This is a genomic window from Enterobacter bugandensis (assembly GCF_900324475.1).
GTDB lineage: Bacteria > Pseudomonadota > Gammaproteobacteria > Enterobacterales > Enterobacteriaceae > Enterobacter > Enterobacter bugandensis.
Genome location: NZ_LT992502.1, coordinates 4,286,481 through 4,305,041, shown reverse-complemented (window position 1 = coordinate 4,305,041; position 18,561 = coordinate 4,286,481). Strand labels below are relative to the sequence as shown.

The window sequence follows — 18,561 nt, the reverse complement described above, 5'->3', positions numbered from 1 at the left end:
AAAATGCAACGTTGGAGTTAATGAATATGCAAGCGCGCGTGAAGTGGGTTGAAGGTTTAACGTTCCTGGGCGAGTCCGCATCAGGACACCAGATTTTGATGGATGGTAACTCCGGCGATAAAGCTCCAAGCCCAATGGAAATGGTGCTGATGGCGGCAGGCGGATGCAGCGCGATCGACGTGGTGTCGATTCTGCAAAAAGGCCGTCATGACGTGACGGATTGCGAGGTTAAACTCACCTCAGAGCGTCGCGAAGAGGCGCCACGCCTGTTCACCCACATTAATCTGCACTTTGTTGTCACCGGGAAAGAACTGAAAGACGCGGCGGTCTCACGCGCGGTGGATCTCTCTGCGGAGAAATACTGCTCTGTGGCGTTAATGCTGGAGAAAGCGGTAAAAATCACCCATTCGTATGAAGTGATCGAGGCTTAATTATTGGGGCATCGTGCGTGTTGATGCCCTCACCCTAACCCTCTCCCACGGGGAGAGGGAACATGTTCACGCGATCTGCTTCCCTTCCATCAGTCGCTCCACCAGCGGCGTCATGATCAGCTCCATTGCCAGCCCCATTTTTCCACCGGGAACCACTAACGTATTCATGTGGGAAATAAACGAGCCCTGCAGCATCGCCAGCAGCCAGGGGTAATCAATGCCTTCAAGATTGCGGAAGTGGATCACCACAAAGCTCTCATCCAGCGACGGGATGCTTTTCGCCGCGAACGGATTGGAAGTGTCCACGGTCGGCACGCGCTGGAAGTTAATGTGCGTGCGGGAGAACTGCGGCGTGAGATAGTTGATGTAATCTTCCATGGAGCGCACCACCGAGTCCATTACCGCCTCGCGCGAATGGCCGCGCTCGCTCATGTCGCGCGTCAGCTTCTGGATCCACTCCAGGTTAACGATCGGCACCACCCCGACCAGCAGATCCACATGGCGCGCCACGTCGTGCTGAGGCGTAACAACGCCGCCGTGCAATCCTTCATAAAACAGCACGTCGGTGGGTTCCGGCAGCGGTTGCCAGGGGGTAAAGGTGCCCGGCACCTGGTTCCAGGGTACGGCTTCGTCGTAGGTGTGCAGATACTTACGGGACTGCCCGGTACCGCTCTGACCGTATTCGCGGAAGGTTTGCTCCAGCAGGCCGAAATCATTGGCTTCGGGGCCAAAGTAGCTGATGTGTTTACCCAGATCGCGCGCCTTGCGGATCGCCATGTCCATCTCAGGCCGCGTATAGCGGTGAAAGCTGTCGCCTTCGACCTCCGCCGAACGGAGATTCAGCTGGGCGAAAATCTTGCGAAAAGCGAGGCTGGTGGTGGTGGTTCCCGCACCACTCGACCCCGTAACGGCAATAATGGGATGTCTGGCAGACATAGCAACTCCCTGACGGAAAAGGTTGGAAGATCAGCCGTGAAACGCGTTGCGGGGCATGATATTGACCGTCTCATGCAGTTCTGACCACACCAGCACCACGTCGCCGCTTTTCAGCTGGCGTTTTACATCGTTGACCTTTTGCTCAAGCGAACGCTCATGTTCACCATAATCGGTGCCTTCGCGTAATACAAAGCTTTCAATCAGATTATCGAGCGTTTCGGGAGCCAGATCCTGCCAGGGAATGATCATTTTGCACCATCCAGATAAGGAGTCAGCCAGTCAGGAATGCGCGCTTCCAGCCACATTTTCGGCCTGCGCAGCGTGCCGCCGATGAACCCCACGTGGCCACCATGTTCGGTCAGCTGGTAGTGAACGTTGTCAGGCAGGAATTCCTGCGCGGGAATAGAGTGATGATCCATGAACGGGTCATCTTTGGCGTGAATAATCAGCGTCGGCTGCGTGATTTTGCTGAGCAGCGGCATGGCGCTGCACTGTCGGTAATAGTCGATAGCATCGGCGAAGCCGTGAATTTTGGCGGTGATCAGATCGTCGAATTCGCGGATGCAGCGTACCTTTTTCAGCTGGCGCAGGCTTACCGGCAGGGTATCCGGATAGGCCTTCAGCTTTCGCGCCGCGTTGGCTTTCAGCAGGTTGAGCAGATAGCGCTGATAGACGCGGGAAAAGCCTTTTTCCATGTGGTAGCTGCACTGCTCCAGCATAAACGGTGCGGAGACAATCACTGCTGCATTCAGCGGTACGCTGTCGCCCTCTTTGGCCAGCAGACAGGCGAGCATATTACCGCCCAGCGAGTAGCCCACGGCGGCCGTTGGCGCGGCGCCATAATTTTCCCGCAGCCAGTGCAGAAACCACGTGCCATCTTCGGTTTCACCCGAGTGATAAATGCGTTTCTGACGATTCGGCTCGCCGCTACAGCCGCGAAAATGCATCACCACGCCGAGCCAGCCGCGCGCTTTGGCGGCCTCAATTAACCCATGCGCATACGGACTGTGCAGGCTGCCTTCTAAACCGTGAAAAACCACCAGACGCGGCTTATGAAGAGCCTGTTCCGGCGCTTCGCTCCAGGCGAGATCCAGAAAATCACCGTCCGGCAGATCGAGCCGTTGCCAGTGCGGAGTGAACTGGACCTTGCGGCGGATCAGCCGCGGCAGCATGGTCTGCAAATGGCAGTTGGTCACGCCGCGCATGGGCACGAACTCGGTGCTGTCTTCGGCTGTAATGTCGAAGTCTGATGGAATGATTTGGGTCATAAGGACGATGCTGATTCTTGTCAGAAATTCACTATACTTTCCGAATTGTACCCCGTTTAGCCTGGATTTCCGAACCAGAGATAGATTCCGTTCTCACAACGGGGTAAAAATTCAGTCTGCCTGCAGCATCGCTTCCAGCTGTTCCTGGGCATCCAGCCATGCCATTTCGCACTCTTCGAGGCTGGATTTGGCTTTCGCCTGCGTTTGCAGACAATCCGTTAGCTCCGCTTTACGGCTCTGATCGTACAGGTCGCTGTCGCCCAGCTTCTCTTCGACGGCGGCAAGCGTGGCGTTGAGCTTTTCCATCTCTTTTTCAAGACGGGCAATCTCTTTACGCAGCGGCTGGGTCTGGGTGCGCAGTTCCGCTTCGCGGCGCTTCTGGTCTTTACGCGACTGTGCGCTGTTGACGTTGTCTTTCGCTGACTCTTCCGGCTGGTTTTCCTGCTTTTGTACGTCCGTCAGCCACTGCTGGTAATCTTCAAGATCGCCGTCGAACGGTTCGACTTTGCCGCCGTGTACCAGGTAGAGATCGTCGGTGGTGGAGCGGATCAGGTGGCGATCGTGCGACACGACAACCAGTGCGCCTTCGAACTCAATCAGCGCTTCGGTCAGCGCCTGACGCATGTCGAGATCCAGGTGGTTGGTCGGTTCATCGAGCAGCAGCAGGTTGGGTCTCTGCCAGACGATCAGCGCCAGCACCAGACGGGCTTTTTCGCCGCCCGAGAAACGCTCGGTGTTTTCGGTCACCTTATCGCCCTGGAAGCCGAAGCCGCCGAGGTAGTCGCGCAGTTTCTGCTCCATTTCCTGCGGCGCAAGACGCGCCAGATGCTGAATCGGGGATTCATCCGCGCGTAAAAATTCCAGCTGATGCTGGGCGAAATAGCCAAGCTTAATGCCCTTCGCCAGGCCGATTTCACCGCTGGTTGGGTTAAGCTCGCCCGCGAGCAGCTTAATTAACGTTGATTTACCGGCGCCGTTGCGCCCCAGCAGGCCAATGCGCGAACCCGGCACCAGGTTAAGCTTGATAGAGTCGAGGATGATGCGATCCCCATAACCAGCGCTGACCTTTTCCATCTTCAGAAGCGGGTTCGGCAGGCTTTCCGGCGCGCGGAAGCTGAAGTGGAACGGGTTATCCACGTGTGCCGGGGCGATCATCTCCATGCGTTCCAGCATTTTAATGCGGCTCTGGGCCTGCTTGGCTTTTGACGCTTTAGCTTTGAAGCGATCCACGAAGCTCTGCAGGTGCGCCACGCGTTGCTGTTGGCTTTCATACATCGACTGCTGCTGAGCAAGGCGCGTCGCGCGCTGGCGCTCGAAGGAGCTGTAGTTGCCGGTGTACTCGAACATGGTTTGCTGTTCGATATGAATGATTTTATCCACCACCGGATCGAGGAAGTCGCGGTCGTGGGAGATGAGAATCAGAGTGCCCTGATAGCTCTTGAGCCACTTCTCGAGCCAAATAACCGCATCGAGATCGAGGTGGTTGGTCGGTTCATCGAGCAGGAGCAGGTCTGAGCGGCAGATCAGCGCCTGCGCCAGGTTGAGGCGCATGCGCCAGCCGCCGGAGAAGTCGCTTACCGGGCGTTCAAGCTGTTCATTGCTGAAGCCCAGGCCGTGCAGCAGGCTGGAGGCGCGGGAGCGAATGGTCCACGCGTCGATGGCGTCCAGCTTGCCGTGAACGGTAGCGATGGCGTGACCGTCGTTGCGCTCGTTGGCCGCGTTGAGTTCCGCTTCGAGCTTACGGTATTCGCGATCGCCGTCGATAACATAGTCGAGTGCCGGTTCGCTCAGGGCTGGCGTCTCCTGGTTTACCCACGCGAGCTGCCAGTTCCCCGGGAAGGTAAAGTTACCGCCATCCGCGCTAATCTCGTTTTTCAGCAGCGCCAGCAGGGTGGATTTACCGCAGCCGTTTTTGCCGACCAGACCCACTTTCTGGCCCGGGTTGATGGTAGCAGTGGCGTTATCCAGCAGGACGCGCACGCCGCGACGAATTTGTAACGAGGAGAAAACAATCATAGAAGCGCCGTATGTTCCGACTATGTTAATTTGTCATTATGATAATGTAAGGTGTGGGCCATTTTCCCCACCGGGCCGCCATGGTAGCCCAAAACGACAACAATACACAAAAACAGAACCGGGAGGGGAGTGATGTCTCAGACAGCGAAAGTGCTGCTGCTGTATGCCCATCCGGAATCTCAGGACTCGGTGGCGAACCGGGTGCTGCTTAAGCCGGCCACACAGCTCAGTAACGTCACGGTGCACGATCTCTACGCGCACTATCCTGATTTCTTTATCGATATTCCTTACGAGCAGGAACTGCTGCGTCAGCATGACGTGATTGTATTTCAGCATCCGCTCTATACCTACAGCTGTCCGGCGCTGCTGAAAGAGTGGCTGGACCGCGTGCTGAGCCGGGGCTTCTCCAGCGGGGTGGGGGGCAACCAGCTGGCGGGAAAGTATTGGCGGAGCGTCATTACCACCGGTGAACCCGAAAGCGCCTACCGTCACGACGGGCTGAACCGCTATCCCATGAGCGACATCCTGAGGCCGTTCGAGCTGACGGCGGCCATGTGCCGCATGCACTGGATGAGCCCGATTATTGTTTACTGGGCGCGGCGTCAGGATCCGAAAGCGCTCGCAAGCCACGCCAGAGCCTACGGCGAATGGCTGGCATCACCGATTCCGGCAGGAGGTCGTTAATGGAAGGATCGAATTTACTCCTCGCCGGGGTGCTATTTTTATTTGCCGCCGTCGTCGCGGTGCCGCTTGCCGCCCGTATCGGCATCGGGGCGGTGCTGGGGTATTTGCTCGCAGGGATCGCCATTGGCCCATGGGGACTGGGTTTCATCAGCGACGTGGATGAAATTCTCCACTTCTCGGAGCTCGGCGTGGTGTTCCTGATGTTCATCATCGGCCTCGAACTGAACCCTTCGAAGCTGTGGCAGCTTCGACGCTCTATCTTTGGCGTGGGCGCCGCGCAGGTGCTGTTTAGCGCCGCGATTCTGGCTGGCCTGTTAATGCTGACCAACTTTTCCTGGCAGGCGGCGGTGATTGGCGGGATTGGTCTCGCAATGTCGTCGACGGCGATGGCGCTGCAGCTGATGCGCGACAAGGGGATGAACCGCAATGAGGCCGGACAGCTGGGCTTTTCGGTGCTGCTGTTCCAGGATTTAGCGGTGATCCCGGCGCTGGCACTGGTGCCGCTGCTGGCGGGCTCGGGCGACGATCACTTCGACTGGGCAAAAATTTCCATGAAGGTGCTGGCCTTTGCGGGCATGCTGATTGGCGGACGTTTCCTGTTACGTCCGGTGTTCCGCTTTATTGCCGCCTCGGGCGTGCGTGAGGTGTTTACCGCCGCGACGCTGCTGCTGGTGCTTGGCTCGGCGCTGTTTATGGACGCGCTGGGGCTGTCGATGGCGCTGGGCACCTTTATTGCCGGCGTGCTGCTGGCGGAGAGTGAATATCGGCACGAACTGGAAATTGCCATCGATCCCTTCAAAGGGCTGCTGTTAGGCCTGTTCTTTATTTCGGTGGGAATGGCGCTCAATCTTGGCGTGCTTTATACCCATCTGCTCTGGGTTGCGGTGAGTGTTGCGATCCTGGTGGCGGTGAAAATGCTGGTGCTGTACGTCATGGCACGTATCTACGGGTTGCGCAGTTCTGAACGCATGCAGTTTGCCAGCGTGTTGAGCCAGGGTGGTGAGTTTGCGTTTGTGCTGTTCTCCACCGCCTCCTCCCAGAAGCTGTTTAAAGATGACCAGATGGCGCTGCTGCTGGTGACGGTAACGCTGTCGATGATGACCACGCCTCTGCTGATGAAGATGGTGGATAAACTCCTGTCGCGCCGCCTGAATCCGGCAGACGATGAAGATGAAGCGCCGTGGGTAGAAGACGATAAGCCGCAGGTGATCGTCGTGGGCTTCGGCCGCTTCGGGCAGGTGATTGGCCGCCTGTTGATGGCGAACAAAATGCGCATTACGGTGCTGGAGCGCGATATCAGCGCGGTCAACCTGATGCGCAAATATGGCTACAAGGTCTATTACGGCGATGCCACCCAGCTTGAGCTTCTGCGCTCGGCCGGGGCGGAAGCCGCGGAGTCTATCGTCATCACCTGCAACGATCCGGAAGATACGATGAAGCTGGTGGAGCTATGTCAGCAGCACTTCCCGCACCTGAATATTCTGGCGCGTGCCCGGGGGCGTGTTGAAGCTCACGAATTGTTGCAGGCAGGTGTGAAACACTTCTCCCGTGAGACGTTCTCCAGTGCGCTGGAACTGGGGCGCAAGGCGTTAATCTCCCTGGGGATGCATCCTCACCAGGCGCAGCGCGCCCAGATGCACTTCCGCCGGCTGGATATGCGCATGCTGCGCGAATTAATGCCTGTGCATAGCGATACGGCGCAGATCTCCCGCGTGCGGGAAGCGCGGCGCGAGCTGGAGGAGATCTTTCAGCGAGAGATGCAGCAGGAACGACGCCAGCTCGACGGCTGGGATGAATTTGAATAAAGGGTAACGAAAGATGGCTGTACGTAAACGCTTTATCGCGGGTGCAAAGTGCCCGTCTTGCCAGGCTCAAGATACGCTGGCCATGTGGCGCGAAAATAATATTGATATAGTTGAGTGCGTTAAGTGCGGTCACCAGATGCGTGAGGCCGACAAAGAAGCACGCGATCACGTTCGCAAAGAAGAGCAAGTGATCGGCATTTTTCATCCAGACTAGCGATATGCTCTGAGTTTTTTTAAGCTTAAGGGTACACGGGTGCAGATTTCCGCTACAATCTGCGCCAGCAATTTTCCCACGCTCAGGAGATATCATGAAAGTAGCAAAAGACCTGGTGGTCAGCCTGGCCTATCAGGTACGTACAGAAGACGGTGTGTTGGTTGATGAGTCTCCGGTGAGTGCGCCGCTGGACTACCTGCATGGTCACGGTTCCCTGATTTCCGGCCTGGAAACTGCGCTGGAAGGTCATGAAGTTGGCGATAAATTCGACGTTGCTGTAGGCGCGAACGACGCTTACGGTCAGTATGACGACAACCTGGTTCAGCGCGTTCCTAAAGACGTGTTCATGGGCGTTGACGAGCTGCAGGTTGGCATGCGCTTCCTGGCTGAAACTGACCAGGGTCCGGTTCCTGTTGAAATCACTGAAGTTGAAGACGACCACGTTGTGGTTGACGGCAACCACATGCTGGCTGGCCAGAACCTGAAGTTCAACGTAGAAGTTGTTGCGATCCGTGAAGCGACCGAAGAAGAGCTGGCTCATGGCCACGTTCACGGTGCTCATGGTCACGACCATGATCACGATCACGGCCACGACGGCTGCTGCGGTGGTCACGGCCACGACCATGGTCATGACCACGGCCACGGTAAAGGTGGTTGCGGCAACGGCGGCTGCGGTTGCCACTAATTCCGTCATGCGGAAAATAAAAAAGCGGGATAATCCCGCTTTTTTTACGCCTCAATAATGAGGTGGTGGCGTCTCTTCCGACTGAGAGGCAATATTTGACGGCTGCGTCGCCTTCAGCTTTTCCGTCAGCAGGCGCATATGATCCCGCAGTTTCGCCATTTCGAGTTCGTGCGCGGTCACGGTCTGGTTAAGCTCTTCGATGGTGATGTCCTGAAAAGCCAGGCGGCTTTCCAGCTCAGCCATTCTCGCTTCTATCATTGTGTCCTTCATCATTCACCTCGTTTATATCTGATACGCCATATTGGCCCAGCGGCGGCGCAGTTTAACTGAGTTTATCCTTAAGTGCAGTCTCTATCCCGTTGGCAAGAAACTTATTTAAACAAAAATAGTCTGAAAAGTGGCGAGAATTGGAAGTGTCTGTCTGTAGATTTCTTCCGCAACGTTTTATAGTACGTCACTCATTTACGTTTAACGCTGGGGTGAGAGTCCCCAGGCCCTGGAGATATGGATGAAATCACTGTTTAAAGTAACGCTGCTGGCGACGACGATGGCTGTTGCACTGAACGCGCCGCTGTCATTCGCTGCTGATACTGCTGCGAAGCCTGCTGCCACTGCAGACAGCAAAGCGGCGTTCAAAAATGACGACCAGAAATCCGCCTACGCACTGGGCGCATCTCTGGGCCGCTACATGGAAAACTCTCTGAAAGAACAAGAGAAACTGGGCATCAAACTGGACAAAGCCCAGCTGATCGCGGGTGTTCAGGACGCCTTTGCTGATAAGAGCAAACTGTCTGACCAGGAAATCGAACAGACTCTGCAGGCGTTCGAAGCGCGCGTGAAGGGTGCCGCTCAGACCAAGATGGAAGCGGACGCTAAAGACAACGAAGCGAAAGGCAAAGCCTACCGTGACACCTTTGCTAAAGAGAAGGGTGTGAAAACCTCTTCTACTGGTCTGGTGTACAAAGTTGAGAAAGAAGGTACCGGTGATGCGCCTAAAGACAGCGACACCGTTGTGGTGAACTACAAAGGTACGCTGATCGACGGTAAAGAGTTCGACAACTCTTACACCCGTGGTGAACCTCTTTCCTTCCGTCTTGACGGTGTGATCCCAGGCTGGACTGAAGGCCTGAAAAACATCAAAAAAGGCGGCAAAATCAAGCTGGTTATCCCACCGGATCTGGCCTATGGCAAAACTGGCGTTCCGGGTATCCCGGCTAACTCCACGCTGGTCTTCGACGTAGAGCTGCTGGACATCAAACCAGCGCCGAAAGCGGATGCGAAACCGGAAGCGCAGGCAGATCAGAAAGCTGCGACAGACGCTAAGAAGTAATGTGATGCAAACCGCCGCCTTTTAAGGCGGCGGTTTTTTATTGTGGGGCAGATATAATTAACACTGGAAAGCGTTAGGCACGCTGTATTAATTTAGTTGTCCGTGTAGATAATGAGCCTGCCCTGAAAACCTAACGACAGGCTCCTGAAAAGGAGTGTTTTTTTCATGTCCAGGTCGCTTTTAACCAACGAAACCAGTGAACTTGATTTGCTGGATCAACGTCCTTTTGACCAGACCGACTTCGATATTCTGAAATCCTATGAAGCGGTAGTGGACGGGTTAGCGATGCTCATTGGTTCCCACTGCGAAATCGTATTGCACTCCCTGCAAGATCTGAAGTGTTCCGCCATCCGCATTGCTAATGGTGAGCATACCGGCCGTAAAATTGGTTCGCCAATTACCGACCTTGCATTGCGTATGTTGCATGACATGACCGGCGCGGACAGCAGCGTCTCAAAATGTTATTTCACCCGCGCCAAAAGCGGCGTGCTGATGAAATCAGAAACCATCGCGATTCGAAATCGCGAGCATCGTGTGATTGGGCTGCTGTGCATCAACATGAACCTTGATGTGCCATTCTCGCAGATCATGAGCACCTTTATTCCGCCAGAAACGCCAGACGTTGGCTCTTCTGTTAACTTTGCCTCCTCCGTTGAAGATCTCGTCACGCAGACGCTTGAGTTCACCATTGAAGAGGTCAATGCTGACCGCAACGTATCGAACAACGCCAAGAATCGCCAGATCGTACTCAATCTCTACGAGAAAGGGATTTTCGACATTAAAGATGCCATCAACCAGGTGGCCGATCGTCTGAACATCTCCAAGCATACGGTTTACCTCTACATCCGTCAGTTCAAAAGCGGCGATTTCGTGGGGCAAGATAAGTAATGCGTTTTGCATTAATGGTGACGGGCCCGGCGTATGGGACTCAACAGGCCAGCAGCGCGCTGCAGTTTGCGCATGCGCTGCTGGCGGCCGGACACGAACTGGCGAGCGTCTTCTTCTATCGGGAAGGGGTGTATAACGCGAACCAGTTTACGTCGCCGGCGAGCGACGAGTTTGATCTGGTCCGCGCCTGGCAGGCGTTAAATGAAAAGCAGGGCGTTGAGCTGCATATCTGCGTGGCGGCGGCGCTGCGTCGCGGCGTGACGGATGCAGCCGAAGCCGAGCGCCTGGGATTATCAGGCGCTAACCTGCAGCCTGGTTTTTCGTTGAGTGGTCTGGGCGCATTGGCTCAGGCGGCGTTAACCTGCGACAGAGTGGTGCAATTCTGATGAAGCGTGTGGCATTTGTTTTTTCTTCTGCGCCGCACGGCAGCACCTCTGGCCGCGAAGGCCTGGATGCGCTGCTTGCGACATCGGCGTTAACAGAAGATATCGGTGTCTTCTTTCTGGGGGACGGCGTGCTTCAGCTTCTGGCGGGCCAACAGCCGCAGGCCATTCTGGCGCGCGACTACATCGCCACCTTTAAAGTGCTGCCGCTTTACGATATCGAAACCTGCTATGTCTGTGCCGACTCTTTAACGGCGCGCGGTTTAAGCGATAAGACGCCTTTTGTGCTGGATGTGACGACCTTACCTGCCGCAGCACTCCGTGAACAACTCTCCCACTACGACACCATTCTGACTTTCTGAGGCTTCCATGCTCCATATTCTCAGCCATTCACCATGGCAATGTGATATCGACACGCTGTTGAGCATGCTACGCGAAGGTGACGATCTGCTGCTGATTCAGGATGGCGTGCTCGCTGCGCTTGAAGGCGGCCGTTTCGTTGAAATTCTCACGAATGCCCCCATAACGGTCTCAGCGCTGAAGGACGATCTGGATGCGCGGGGTCTTTCTGGTCAAATTTCAGCCAAAATTGACGTGGTTGGCTATACTGATTTCGTCAATCTTACTGTGACGCACGCCAGTCAAATGAACTGGTGATTTGAGATCGCTGTATATTTCTTGACACCTTTTCGACGTAGCCCTAAAATTTCGCGTCCTCATATTGTATGAGGTCGTTTTATTACGTGTTTACGAAGCAAAAGCTAAAACCAGGAGCTATTTAATGGCAACAGTTAACCAGCTGGTACGCAAACCACGTGCACGCAAAGTTGCAAAAAGCAACGTGCCTGCGCTGGAAGCCTGCCCGCAGAAACGTGGCGTATGTACTCGTGTATATACCACCACTCCTAAAAAACCAAACTCCGCACTGCGTAAAGTATGCCGTGTGCGTTTGACTAACGGTTTCGAAGTGACTTCCTACATCGGTGGTGAAGGTCACAACCTGCAGGAGCACTCCGTGATCCTGATCCGTGGCGGTCGTGTTAAAGACCTTCCGGGTGTTCGTTACCACACCGTTCGTGGTGCGCTGGACTGCTCAGGTGTTAAAGACCGTAAGCAGGCTCGCTCCAAGTACGGCGTGAAGCGTCCTAAGGCTTAATGGTTCTCCGTTAAGTAAGGCCAAACTGATTTATCTTAATGTCAAACTAAACTCGTAGAGTTTTGGACAATCCTGAATTAACAACGGAGTATTCCCATGCCACGTCGTCGCGTCATTGGTCAGCGTAAAATTCTTCCAGATCCGAAGTTCGGATCAGAACTGCTGGCAAAATTTGTAAATATCCTGATGGTAGATGGTAAAAAATCTACTGCAGAAGCAATCGTATACAGCGCGCTGGAGACCCTGGCTCAGCGTTCTGGTAAAAATGAACTGGAAGCTTTCGAAGTCGCTCTCGACAACGTTCGCCCAACTGTAGAAGTTAAGTCCCGCCGCGTTGGTGGTTCTACTTATCAGGTTCCAGTTGAAGTTCGTCCGGTTCGTCGTAATGCCCTGGCAATGCGTTGGATCGTTGAAGCTGCTCGTAAACGCGGTGATAAATCCATGGCTCTGCGTCTGGCGAACGAACTTTCTGATGCTGCAGAAAACAAAGGTACTGCAGTTAAGAAACGTGAAGACGTTCACCGTATGGCAGAAGCCAACAAGGCGTTCGCACACTACCGTTGGTAATCCCTTCGGAGTATTAGTCACCAGGCGGGCGCTTCAGAGAAGCTGCCCGCTCTGGGTAACTTAACTGAACGCCTAAAGAAACAAACGAGGAATCAAATGGCTCGTACAACACCCATCGCACGCTACCGTAACATCGGTATCAGTGCGCACATCGACGCCGGTAAGACCACTACTACCGAACGTATTCTGTTCTACACCGGTGTAAACCATAAAATCGGTGAAGTTCATGACGGCGCAGCCACCATGGACTGGATGGAACAGGAGCAGGAGCGTGGTATTACCATCACCTCCGCAGCGACTACTGCATTCTGGTCAGGTATGGCTAAGCAGTACGAACCGCATCGCGTAAACATCATCGACACCCCGGGCCACGTTGACTTCACCATCGAAGTAGAACGTTCCATGCGTGTTCTTGACGGCGCGGTAATGGTTTATTGCGCAGTTGGTGGTGTTCAGCCACAGTCTGAGACCGTATGGCGTCAGGCGAACAAATATAAAGTTCCACGCATCGCGTTCGTTAACAAAATGGACCGTATGGGTGCTAACTTCCTGAAAGTTGTTGGCCAGATCAAAACCCGTCTGGGCGCGAACCCTGTTCCGCTGCAGCTGGCAATTGGTGCTGAAGAAGGCTTCACCGGCGTTATCGACCTGGTGAAAATGAAAGCCATCAACTGGAACGATGCAGACCAGGGCGTTACCTTCGAATACGAAGATATCCCGGCTGAGATGCAGGACCTGGCTGACGAATGGCACCAGAACCTGATCGAATCCGCTGCTGAAGCTTCTGAAGAGCTGATGGAGAAATACCTGGGTGGTGAAGAACTGTCTGAAGAAGAGATCAAAAAAGCTCTGCGTCAGCGCGTTCTGAACAACGAAATCATCCTGGTAACCTGTGGTTCTGCGTTCAAGAACAAAGGTGTTCAGGCGATGCTGGATGCGGTAGTTGACTACCTGCCATCCCCGGTTGACGTTCCTGCGATCAACGGCATCCTGGACGACGGTAAAGATACTCCGGCTGAGCGTCACGCAAGTGATGACGAGCCGTTCTCTGCACTGGCGTTCAAAATTGCTACCGACCCATTCGTGGGTAACCTGACCTTCTTCCGCGTTTACTCTGGTGTGGTTAACTCTGGTGATACCATCCTGAACTCCGTGAAAGCGGCGCGTGAACGTTTTGGCCGTATCGTACAGATGCACGCTAACAAACGTGAAGAGATCAAAGAAGTTCGTGCGGGCGACATCGCTGCAGCTATCGGTCTGAAAGACGTGACCACTGGTGACACCCTGTGTGACCCGGATCACCCGATCATTCTGGAGCGTATGGAATTCCCTGAGCCGGTAATCTCCATCGCAGTTGAACCAAAAACCAAAGCTGACCAGGAAAAAATGGGTCTGGCTCTGGGCCGTCTGGCGAAAGAAGACCCATCATTCCGCGTATGGACTGATGAAGAATCTAACCAGACCATCATCGCTGGTATGGGTGAACTGCACCTGGACATCATCGTTGACCGTATGAAGCGTGAATTCAACGTTGAAGCGAACGTGGGTAAACCTCAGGTTGCTTACCGCGAAGCGATTCGCGCGAAAGTTACCGATGTTGAAGGTAAACACGCTAAGCAGTCTGGTGGTCGCGGTCAGTACGGTCACGTTGTGATCGACATGTACCCACTGGAGCCGGGCTCTAACCCGAAAGGTTACGAGTTCATCAACGACATCAAAGGTGGTGTAATTCCTGGCGAATACATCCCAGCCGTTGATAAAGGCATCCAGGAACAGCTGAAAGCGGGCCCTCTGGCTGGCTATCCGGTTGTTGACATGGGTATCCGTCTGCACTTCGGTTCTTACCACGACGTTGACTCCTCTGAACTGGCGTTTAAACTGGCTGCGTCTATTGCCTTTAAAGAAGGCTTTAAGAAAGCAAAACCAGTTCTGCTTGAGCCAATCATGAAGGTTGAAGTAGAAACTCCTGAAGAGAACACCGGTGACGTTATCGGTGACTTGAGCCGTCGTCGCGGTATGCTGCGTGGTCAGGAATCCGAAGTAACTGGCGTTAAGATCCACGCTGAAGTTCCGCTGTCTGAAATGTTCGGATATGCAACTCAGCTGCGTTCTCTGACCAAAGGTCGTGCATCATACACCATGGAATTCCTGAAGTATGATGATGCGCCTAACAACGTTGCTCAGGCCGTTATTGAAGCCCGTGGTAAGTAATCCACAGGATTAAAACCTAAGTCCCGTGCTCTCTCCAGAGGGGAGAGCACTATAGTAAGGAATATAGCCGTGTCTAAAGAAAAATTTGAACGTACAAAACCGCACGTCAACGTTGGTACTATCGGCCACGTTGACCATGGTAAAACTACCCTGACCGCTGCAATCACTACCGTTCTGGCTAAAACCTACGGTGGTTCTGCTCGTGCATTCGACCAGATCGATAACGCGCCAGAAGAAAAAGCTCGTGGTATCACCATCAACACCTCTCACGTTGAGTACGACACCCCGACTCGCCACTACGCACACGTAGACTGCCCAGGCCACGCCGACTATGTTAAAAACATGATCACCGGTGCTGCGCAGATGGACGGCGCGATCCTGGTTGTTGCTGCGACTGACGGCCCAATGCCTCAGACTCGTGAGCACATCCTGCTGGGTCGTCAGGTAGGCGTTCCTTTCATCATCGTGTTCCTGAACAAATGCGACATGGTTGATGACGAAGAGCTGCTGGAACTGGTAGAGATGGAAGTTCGTGAACTGCTGTCTCAGTACGATTTCCCGGGCGACGACACTCCAATCGTTCGCGGTTCCGCGCTGAAAGCGCTGGAAGGCGAAGCAGAGTGGGAAGCGAAAATCATCGAACTGGCTGGCTTCCTGGATTCTTACATCCCAGAACCAGAGCGTGCGATTGACAAGCCATTCCTGCTGCCAATCGAAGACGTATTCTCCATCTCCGGTCGTGGTACCGTTGTTACCGGTCGTGTAGAGCGCGGTATCATCAAAGTTGGTGAAGAAGTTGAAATCGTTGGTATCAAAGAGACTGCGAAGTCTACCTGTACTGGCGTTGAAATGTTCCGCAAACTGCTGGACGAAGGCCGTGCTGGTGAGAACGTTGGTGTTCTGCTGCGTGGTATCAAACGTGAAGAAATCGAACGTGGTCAGGTTCTGGCGAAGCCAGGCTCAATCAAGCCACACACCAAGTTCGAATCTGAAGTGTACATCCTGTCCAAAGACGAAGGCGGCCGTCATACTCCGTTCTTCAAAGGCTACCGTCCACAGTTCTACTTCCGTACAACTGACGTGACCGGTACCATCGAACTGCCAGAAGGCGTAGAGATGGTAATGCCAGGCGACAACATCAAGATGGTTGTGACTCTGATCCACCCAATCGCGATGGACGACGGTCTGCGTTTCGCAATCCGTGAAGGCGGCCGTACCGTTGGCGCGGGCGTTGTTGCTAAAGTTCTGGGCTAATTAATTATCCCTGAATAAAAAAGGACGCTTCGGCGTCCTTTTTTGTTTTCTGTACCTTTCCTTGTCACAAAATTTCGCATTTTTTAACCGCTCCCGGCCCGTATCCTGGCGCATGTGCTATTGTAATCATAACCATTCTCACTTACACTTTGCGCATATTTTGAACGGGAGTCTCTATGTACGTTTGTTTATGTAATGGTGTAAGCGACAAGAAAATTCGTCAGGCCGTTCGCCAGTTTCAGCCACAATCTTTCCAGCAGCTTCGCAAATTTGTTCCGGTGGGGAATCAATGCGGTAAATGCGTTCGCGCAGCGCGTGAGATCATGCAGGACGAACTGATGCAGATCCCGGAATTCAAAGAGATCGCGTAAGCCTCTATCTTTTTTTTGACATCCCCGTAGCCCGTTCTACGCTTCAATGAGTGGAAGCGGAGGGACTATATAATGAAAGGTGATGTTAAAATCATAAGTTATCTCAATAAATTATTGGGAAATGAGCTTGTCGCAATCAACCAGTACTTTCTTCACGCGAGAATGTTTAAAAACTGGGGTCTGACACGTCTGAATGACGTTGAGTACCATGAATCTATAGATGAGATGAAACACGCCGATAAATACATCGAGCGTATCTTATTCCTTGAAGGCATCCCAAACCTGCAGGATCTCGGCAAGCTGGGCATCGGTGAGGATGTCGAAGAGATGCTGCGTTCTGACCTCCGGCTGGAGCTGGAAGGTGCGAAAGATCTGCGCGAAGCCATTGCTTATGCTGACAGCGTCCATGACTATGTGAGCCGCGATATGATGATTCAGATCCTTGCCGATGAAGAAGGCCACATTGACTGGCTTGAAACCGAACTGGATCTCATTAGCAAAATTGGCCTTCAGAACTACCTACAGTCTCAGATCAAAGTGGAAAATTAATCAGATTTTCCCATCCAACGCATAAACCCGCTGCTGCCAGAAATGGTCCAAAAGGCAGTGGGTTTTTTAATGCTCCTTTATCTGAGGTGAGAAACGAAAAAACAAGAATGCAAAGCAGCGCCATAAGCGCGGCGAGTAACGCCAGCGTAGGCAGTATGCACCAGCCATGCCACGCACCAAGTGCTGCCAGATACTTCACATCGCCATATCCCATTCCTTCCCGCCGGCAGATAAGCCGATAGCCCCAGTAAATCGTGGCAAAACCAAGATATCCAGCCACCGCCCCCATTACGGCACTCGGCAGAAAATCAGGATGGATAAAGACCTGGTAGACCAGGCCCGTCCAGAGCAGCGGGCAGAGAAATTTATCGGGCAGCAAACCGTCGCGAATATCAGCGCGTACGAGTAAGGCCGTCAGAGAAAAATAGATCATCAGGAAGGGGAGGGTGGTTAGCATGGAAAAGGCCTCAAAAGGTTTTGAGCGCATACTCGTTACAATCTGCCTGTCCGGCAACGCACAAAAACAGCAATTGCGTAGCGGCTTCAAATAAAAAAATTCAGAAAGGATATACTGCGTAAAAAGTTGCGCAGTCCTACGCATACTGAGCCTTTGACGCTTAATTTCTAAACGGCACTTGCGTCTTTCTCTGATTTACGTATAATGCGCGGGCTTGTCGTAATTGACGGCGGGTTCAATCAGAACCAGAGTAGCTCATTTTGTTACTCAACAATGCTCCCAATTGGGGGGCTACGTAAGAACGGTTACACTCTCCCATCAATCGTAATGGGTTTGAGGAGTAATCATTTTCGTTTATAAAATAATTGGAGCTCTGGTCTCATGCAGAACCAAAGAATCCGTATCCGCCTTAAAGCGTTTGATCATCGTCTGATCGATCAATCAACCGCGGAAATCGTCGAGACTGCTAAGCGCACTGGTGCGCAAGTCCGTGGTCCGATCCCGCTGCCGACCCGCAAAGAGCGCTTCACCGTTCTGATCTCCCCGCACGTCAACAAAGACGCGCGCGATCAGTACGAAATCCGCACTCACAAGCGTCTGGTTGACATCGTTGAGCCAACTGAGAAAACCGTTGATGCTCTGATGCGTCTGGATCTGGCTGCCGGTGTAGACGTGCAGATCAGCCTGGGTTAATCAGGTCATCGAGCGATTGAGAGGTTGAAACAATGATTGGTTTAGTCGGTAAAAAAGTGGGTATGACCCGCATCTTCACTGAAGATGGCGTTTCTATCCCAGTAACCGTAATCGAAGTTGAAGCAAACCGCGTTACTCAGGTTAAAGATCTGGCTAACGATGGCTACCGCGCTATTCAGGTTACCACTGGTGCTAAAAAAGCTAACCGTGTAACCAAACCAGAAGCGGGTCACTTCGCTAAAGCTGGCGTAGAAGCTGGCCGTGGTCTGTGGGAATTCCGTCTTGCTGAAGGCGAAGAGTTCACCGTAGGTCAGGACATTAGCGTTGAGCTGTTTGCTGACGTTAAAAAAGTTGACGTAACCGGTACCTCTAAAGGTAAAGGTTTTGCTGGTACCGTTAAGCGCTGGAACTTCCGTACCCAGGACGCTACTCACGGTAACTCCTTGTCTCACCGCGTTCCGGGTTCTATCGGTCAGAACCAGACTCCGGGCAAAGTGTTCAAAGGCAAGAAAATGGCAGGTCAGCTGGGTAACGAACGTGTAACCGTTCAGAGCCTGGACGTAGTACGTGTTGACGCTGAGCGCAACCTGCTGCTGGTTAAAGGTGCGGTCCCGGGTGCAACCGGTAGCGACCTGATCGTTAAACCAGCTGTGAAGGCGTAAG

24 protein-coding genes are annotated in these 18,561 nt (G+C 53.5%); 18 read left to right on the top strand and 6 right to left on the bottom strand.

The window, feature by feature from the left end; translation table 11 throughout:
• The first annotated feature begins 26 nt into the window (after window positions 1–26).
• A complete protein-coding gene (locus DG357_RS20945) occupies window positions 27–431 on the top strand; it encodes an OsmC family protein (RefSeq protein WP_008503018.1) in 405 nt (134 codons plus the stop codon).
• A 66-nt stretch (window positions 432–497) separates the two neighbouring features.
• On the opposite strand, the gene DG357_RS20940 is transcribed toward DG357_RS20945, so the two are convergent.
• From DG357_RS20940 to DG357_RS20925, 4 genes are all read right to left on the bottom strand, one after another.
• Window positions 498–1,367 carry a phosphoribulokinase gene (locus DG357_RS20940; protein ID WP_028014646.1) on the bottom strand — a complete coding sequence of 290 codons (870 nt, stop codon included), beginning with the start codon at window positions 1,365–1,367 and terminating at the stop codon, window positions 498–500.
• Between the two features lie 30 nt (window positions 1,368–1,397).
• Complete coding sequence (locus DG357_RS20935) at window positions 1,398–1,616, bottom strand: YheU family protein (protein ID WP_013099053.1); 219 nt, start codon at window positions 1,614–1,616, stop codon at window positions 1,398–1,400.
• On the bottom strand, window positions 1,613–2,635 hold the full coding sequence (locus DG357_RS20930; protein ID WP_045259342.1) for a hydrolase: 1,023 nt from the start codon (window positions 2,633–2,635) through the stop codon (window positions 1,613–1,615). The genes DG357_RS20935 and DG357_RS20930 overlap by 4 nt, the downstream gene beginning before the upstream one ends.
• Window positions 2,636–2,746: 111 nt before the next feature.
• A complete protein-coding gene (locus DG357_RS20925; protein ID WP_028014644.1) occupies window positions 2,747–4,651 on the bottom strand; it encodes an ABC transporter ATP-binding protein in 1,905 nt (634 codons plus the stop codon).
• A gap of 132 nt (window positions 4,652–4,783) precedes the next feature.
• Between DG357_RS20925 and kefG the strand changes: the two genes are divergently transcribed.
• From kefG to slyD, 4 genes are all read left to right on the top strand, one after another.
• Window positions 4,784–5,335 (top strand): glutathione-regulated potassium-efflux system ancillary protein KefG, encoded by a 552-nt coding sequence (gene kefG / locus DG357_RS20915; RefSeq protein WP_006812200.1) that lies wholly within the window; start codon window positions 4,784–4,786, stop codon window positions 5,333–5,335.
• Window positions 5,335–7,140 carry a glutathione-regulated potassium-efflux system protein KefB gene (gene kefB / locus DG357_RS20910; RefSeq protein WP_028014643.1) on the top strand — a complete coding sequence of 602 codons (1,806 nt, stop codon included), beginning with the start codon at window positions 5,335–5,337 and terminating at the stop codon, window positions 7,138–7,140. Before kefG ends, kefB begins: the two co-directional genes overlap by 1 nt.
• Window positions 7,141–7,153: 13 nt before the next feature.
• Entirely contained in the window at window positions 7,154–7,354 is a 201-nt protein-coding gene (locus tag DG357_RS20905; RefSeq protein WP_003861689.1) for a YheV family putative zinc ribbon protein, read from the top strand.
• Window positions 7,355–7,448: 94 nt separating this feature from the next.
• Window positions 7,449–8,039 carry a peptidylprolyl isomerase gene (gene slyD, locus DG357_RS20900; RefSeq protein WP_003861691.1) on the top strand — a complete coding sequence of 197 codons (591 nt, stop codon included), beginning with the start codon at window positions 7,449–7,451 and terminating at the stop codon, window positions 8,037–8,039.
• A gap of 51 nt (window positions 8,040–8,090) precedes the next feature.
• On the opposite strand, the gene DG357_RS20895 is transcribed toward slyD, so the two are convergent.
• Window positions 8,091–8,309 (bottom strand): protein SlyX, encoded by a 219-nt coding sequence (locus tag DG357_RS20895; protein ID WP_028014642.1) that lies wholly within the window; start codon window positions 8,307–8,309, stop codon window positions 8,091–8,093.
• 238 nt (window positions 8,310–8,547) lie between these two features.
• Here DG357_RS20895 and fkpA point away from each other — a divergent pair, with 238 nt between their 5' ends.
• The 11 genes from fkpA to bfr all read left to right on the top strand — a co-directional run bounded on the left by fkpA (window position 8,548) and on the right by bfr (window position 16,748).
• Entirely contained in the window at window positions 8,548–9,369 is an 822-nt protein-coding gene (gene fkpA, locus DG357_RS20890; RefSeq protein ID WP_023331457.1) for an FKBP-type peptidyl-prolyl cis-trans isomerase, read from the top strand.
• Window positions 9,370–9,534: 165 nt separating this feature from the next.
• Window positions 9,535–10,257, top strand: coding sequence for a helix-turn-helix transcriptional regulator (locus DG357_RS20885; RefSeq protein WP_014885489.1), 723 nt, complete (start codon window positions 9,535–9,537; stop codon window positions 10,255–10,257).
• Entirely contained in the window at window positions 10,257–10,643 is a 387-nt protein-coding gene (gene tusD / locus DG357_RS20880) for a sulfurtransferase complex subunit TusD (protein ID WP_028014640.1), read from the top strand. The genes DG357_RS20885 and tusD overlap by 1 nt, the downstream gene beginning before the upstream one ends.
• A complete protein-coding gene (gene tusC / locus DG357_RS20875) occupies window positions 10,643–11,002 on the top strand; it encodes a sulfurtransferase complex subunit TusC (protein WP_045630323.1) in 360 nt (119 codons plus the stop codon). Before tusD ends, tusC begins: the two co-directional genes overlap by 1 nt.
• Window positions 11,003–11,009: 7 nt before the next feature.
• Window positions 11,010–11,297 (top strand): sulfurtransferase complex subunit TusB, encoded by a 288-nt coding sequence (gene tusB / locus DG357_RS20870; RefSeq protein WP_041911943.1) that lies wholly within the window; start codon window positions 11,010–11,012, stop codon window positions 11,295–11,297.
• Between the two features lie 124 nt (window positions 11,298–11,421).
• Window positions 11,422–11,796 (top strand): 30S ribosomal protein S12, encoded by a 375-nt coding sequence (gene rpsL, locus DG357_RS20865; RefSeq protein ID WP_000246815.1) that lies wholly within the window; start codon window positions 11,422–11,424, stop codon window positions 11,794–11,796.
• Between the two features lie 96 nt (window positions 11,797–11,892).
• Window positions 11,893–12,363 (top strand): 30S ribosomal protein S7, encoded by a 471-nt coding sequence (rpsG, locus tag DG357_RS20860; protein WP_003861706.1) that lies wholly within the window; start codon window positions 11,893–11,895, stop codon window positions 12,361–12,363.
• Between the two features lie 96 nt (window positions 12,364–12,459).
• Window positions 12,460–14,574, top strand: a complete 2,115-nt coding sequence (fusA, locus tag DG357_RS20855; protein WP_028014637.1) for an elongation factor G — start codon at window positions 12,460–12,462, stop codon at window positions 14,572–14,574.
• 69 nt (window positions 14,575–14,643) lie between these two features.
• Window positions 14,644–15,828, top strand: a complete 1,185-nt coding sequence (gene tuf, locus DG357_RS20850) for an elongation factor Tu (RefSeq protein WP_014068448.1) — start codon at window positions 14,644–14,646, stop codon at window positions 15,826–15,828.
• 176 nt (window positions 15,829–16,004) lie between these two features.
• On the top strand, window positions 16,005–16,199 hold the full coding sequence (gene bfd, locus DG357_RS20845; RefSeq protein WP_003863268.1) for a bacterioferritin-associated ferredoxin: 195 nt from the start codon (window positions 16,005–16,007) through the stop codon (window positions 16,197–16,199).
• Window positions 16,200–16,271: 72 nt separating this feature from the next.
• Entirely contained in the window at window positions 16,272–16,748 is a 477-nt protein-coding gene (bfr, locus tag DG357_RS20840; RefSeq protein ID WP_028014636.1) for a bacterioferritin, read from the top strand.
• Here the strand turns inward: bfr and DG357_RS20835 are convergent.
• Window positions 16,732–17,205 (bottom strand): prepilin peptidase, encoded by a 474-nt coding sequence (locus DG357_RS20835; RefSeq protein ID WP_049138501.1) that lies wholly within the window; start codon window positions 17,203–17,205, stop codon window positions 16,732–16,734. The genes bfr and DG357_RS20835 overlap by 17 nt on opposite strands.
• A gap of 381 nt (window positions 17,206–17,586) precedes the next feature.
• Here DG357_RS20835 and rpsJ point away from each other — a divergent pair, with 381 nt between their 5' ends.
• Together rpsJ and rplC are read left to right on the top strand one after the other, a co-directional pair.
• Window positions 17,587–17,898, top strand: a complete 312-nt coding sequence (gene rpsJ / locus DG357_RS20830; RefSeq protein ID WP_001181005.1) for a 30S ribosomal protein S10 — start codon at window positions 17,587–17,589, stop codon at window positions 17,896–17,898.
• Window positions 17,899–17,930: 32 nt separating this feature from the next.
• On the top strand, window positions 17,931–18,560 hold the full coding sequence (gene rplC, locus DG357_RS20825) for a 50S ribosomal protein L3 (protein ID WP_003863274.1): 630 nt from the start codon (window positions 17,931–17,933) through the stop codon (window positions 18,558–18,560).
• Window position 18,561 lies beyond the last annotated feature (1 nt).

What these genes read in the sequence shown, in the direction of transcription:
- tusB (WP_041911943.1), top strand. Translation starts at nt 11,010, where the DNA reads ATGCTCCATATTCTCAGCCATTCACCATGGCAATGTGATATCGACACG.
- kefB (WP_028014643.1), top strand. Translation starts at nt 5,335, where the DNA reads ATGGAAGGATCGAATTTACTCCTCGCCGGGGTGCTATTTTTATTTGCC.
- fusA (WP_028014637.1), top strand. Translation starts at nt 12,460, where the DNA reads ATGGCTCGTACAACACCCATCGCACGCTACCGTAACATCGGTATCAGT.
- DG357_RS20885 (WP_014885489.1), top strand. Translation starts at nt 9,535, where the DNA reads ATGTCCAGGTCGCTTTTAACCAACGAAACCAGTGAACTTGATTTGCTG.
- DG357_RS20905 (WP_003861689.1), top strand. Translation starts at nt 7,154, where the DNA reads ATGGCTGTACGTAAACGCTTTATCGCGGGTGCAAAGTGCCCGTCTTGC.
- fkpA (WP_023331457.1), top strand. Translation starts at nt 8,548, where the DNA reads ATGAAATCACTGTTTAAAGTAACGCTGCTGGCGACGACGATGGCTGTT.
- rpsJ (WP_001181005.1), top strand. Translation starts at nt 17,587, where the DNA reads ATGCAGAACCAAAGAATCCGTATCCGCCTTAAAGCGTTTGATCATCGT.
- DG357_RS20895 (WP_028014642.1), bottom strand. Translation starts at nt 8,309, where the DNA reads ATGAAGGACACAATGATAGAAGCGAGAATGGCTGAGCTGGAAAGCCGC.
- rpsG (WP_003861706.1), top strand. Translation starts at nt 11,893, where the DNA reads ATGCCACGTCGTCGCGTCATTGGTCAGCGTAAAATTCTTCCAGATCCG.
- rplC (WP_003863274.1), top strand. Translation starts at nt 17,931, where the DNA reads ATGATTGGTTTAGTCGGTAAAAAAGTGGGTATGACCCGCATCTTCACT.
- rpsL (WP_000246815.1), top strand. Translation starts at nt 11,422, where the DNA reads ATGGCAACAGTTAACCAGCTGGTACGCAAACCACGTGCACGCAAAGTT.
- DG357_RS20940 (WP_028014646.1), bottom strand. Translation starts at nt 1,367, where the DNA reads ATGTCTGCCAGACATCCCATTATTGCCGTTACGGGGTCGAGTGGTGCG.
- DG357_RS20930 (WP_045259342.1), bottom strand. Translation starts at nt 2,635, where the DNA reads ATGACCCAAATCATTCCATCAGACTTCGACATTACAGCCGAAGACAGC.
- bfr (WP_028014636.1), top strand. Translation starts at nt 16,272, where the DNA reads ATGAAAGGTGATGTTAAAATCATAAGTTATCTCAATAAATTATTGGGA.
- DG357_RS20935 (WP_013099053.1), bottom strand. Translation starts at nt 1,616, where the DNA reads ATGATCATTCCCTGGCAGGATCTGGCTCCCGAAACGCTCGATAATCTG.
- DG357_RS20835 (WP_049138501.1), bottom strand. Translation starts at nt 17,205, where the DNA reads ATGCTAACCACCCTCCCCTTCCTGATGATCTATTTTTCTCTGACGGCC.
- kefG (WP_006812200.1), top strand. Translation starts at nt 4,784, where the DNA reads ATGTCTCAGACAGCGAAAGTGCTGCTGCTGTATGCCCATCCGGAATCT.
- tusD (WP_028014640.1), top strand. Translation starts at nt 10,257, where the DNA reads ATGCGTTTTGCATTAATGGTGACGGGCCCGGCGTATGGGACTCAACAG.
- DG357_RS20945 (WP_008503018.1), top strand. Translation starts at nt 27, where the DNA reads ATGCAAGCGCGCGTGAAGTGGGTTGAAGGTTTAACGTTCCTGGGCGAG.
- slyD (WP_003861691.1), top strand. Translation starts at nt 7,449, where the DNA reads ATGAAAGTAGCAAAAGACCTGGTGGTCAGCCTGGCCTATCAGGTACGT.
- bfd (WP_003863268.1), top strand. Translation starts at nt 16,005, where the DNA reads ATGTACGTTTGTTTATGTAATGGTGTAAGCGACAAGAAAATTCGTCAG.
- DG357_RS20925 (WP_028014644.1), bottom strand. Translation starts at nt 4,651, where the DNA reads ATGATTGTTTTCTCCTCGTTACAAATTCGTCGCGGCGTGCGCGTCCTG.
- tusC (WP_045630323.1), top strand. Translation starts at nt 10,643, where the DNA reads ATGAAGCGTGTGGCATTTGTTTTTTCTTCTGCGCCGCACGGCAGCACC.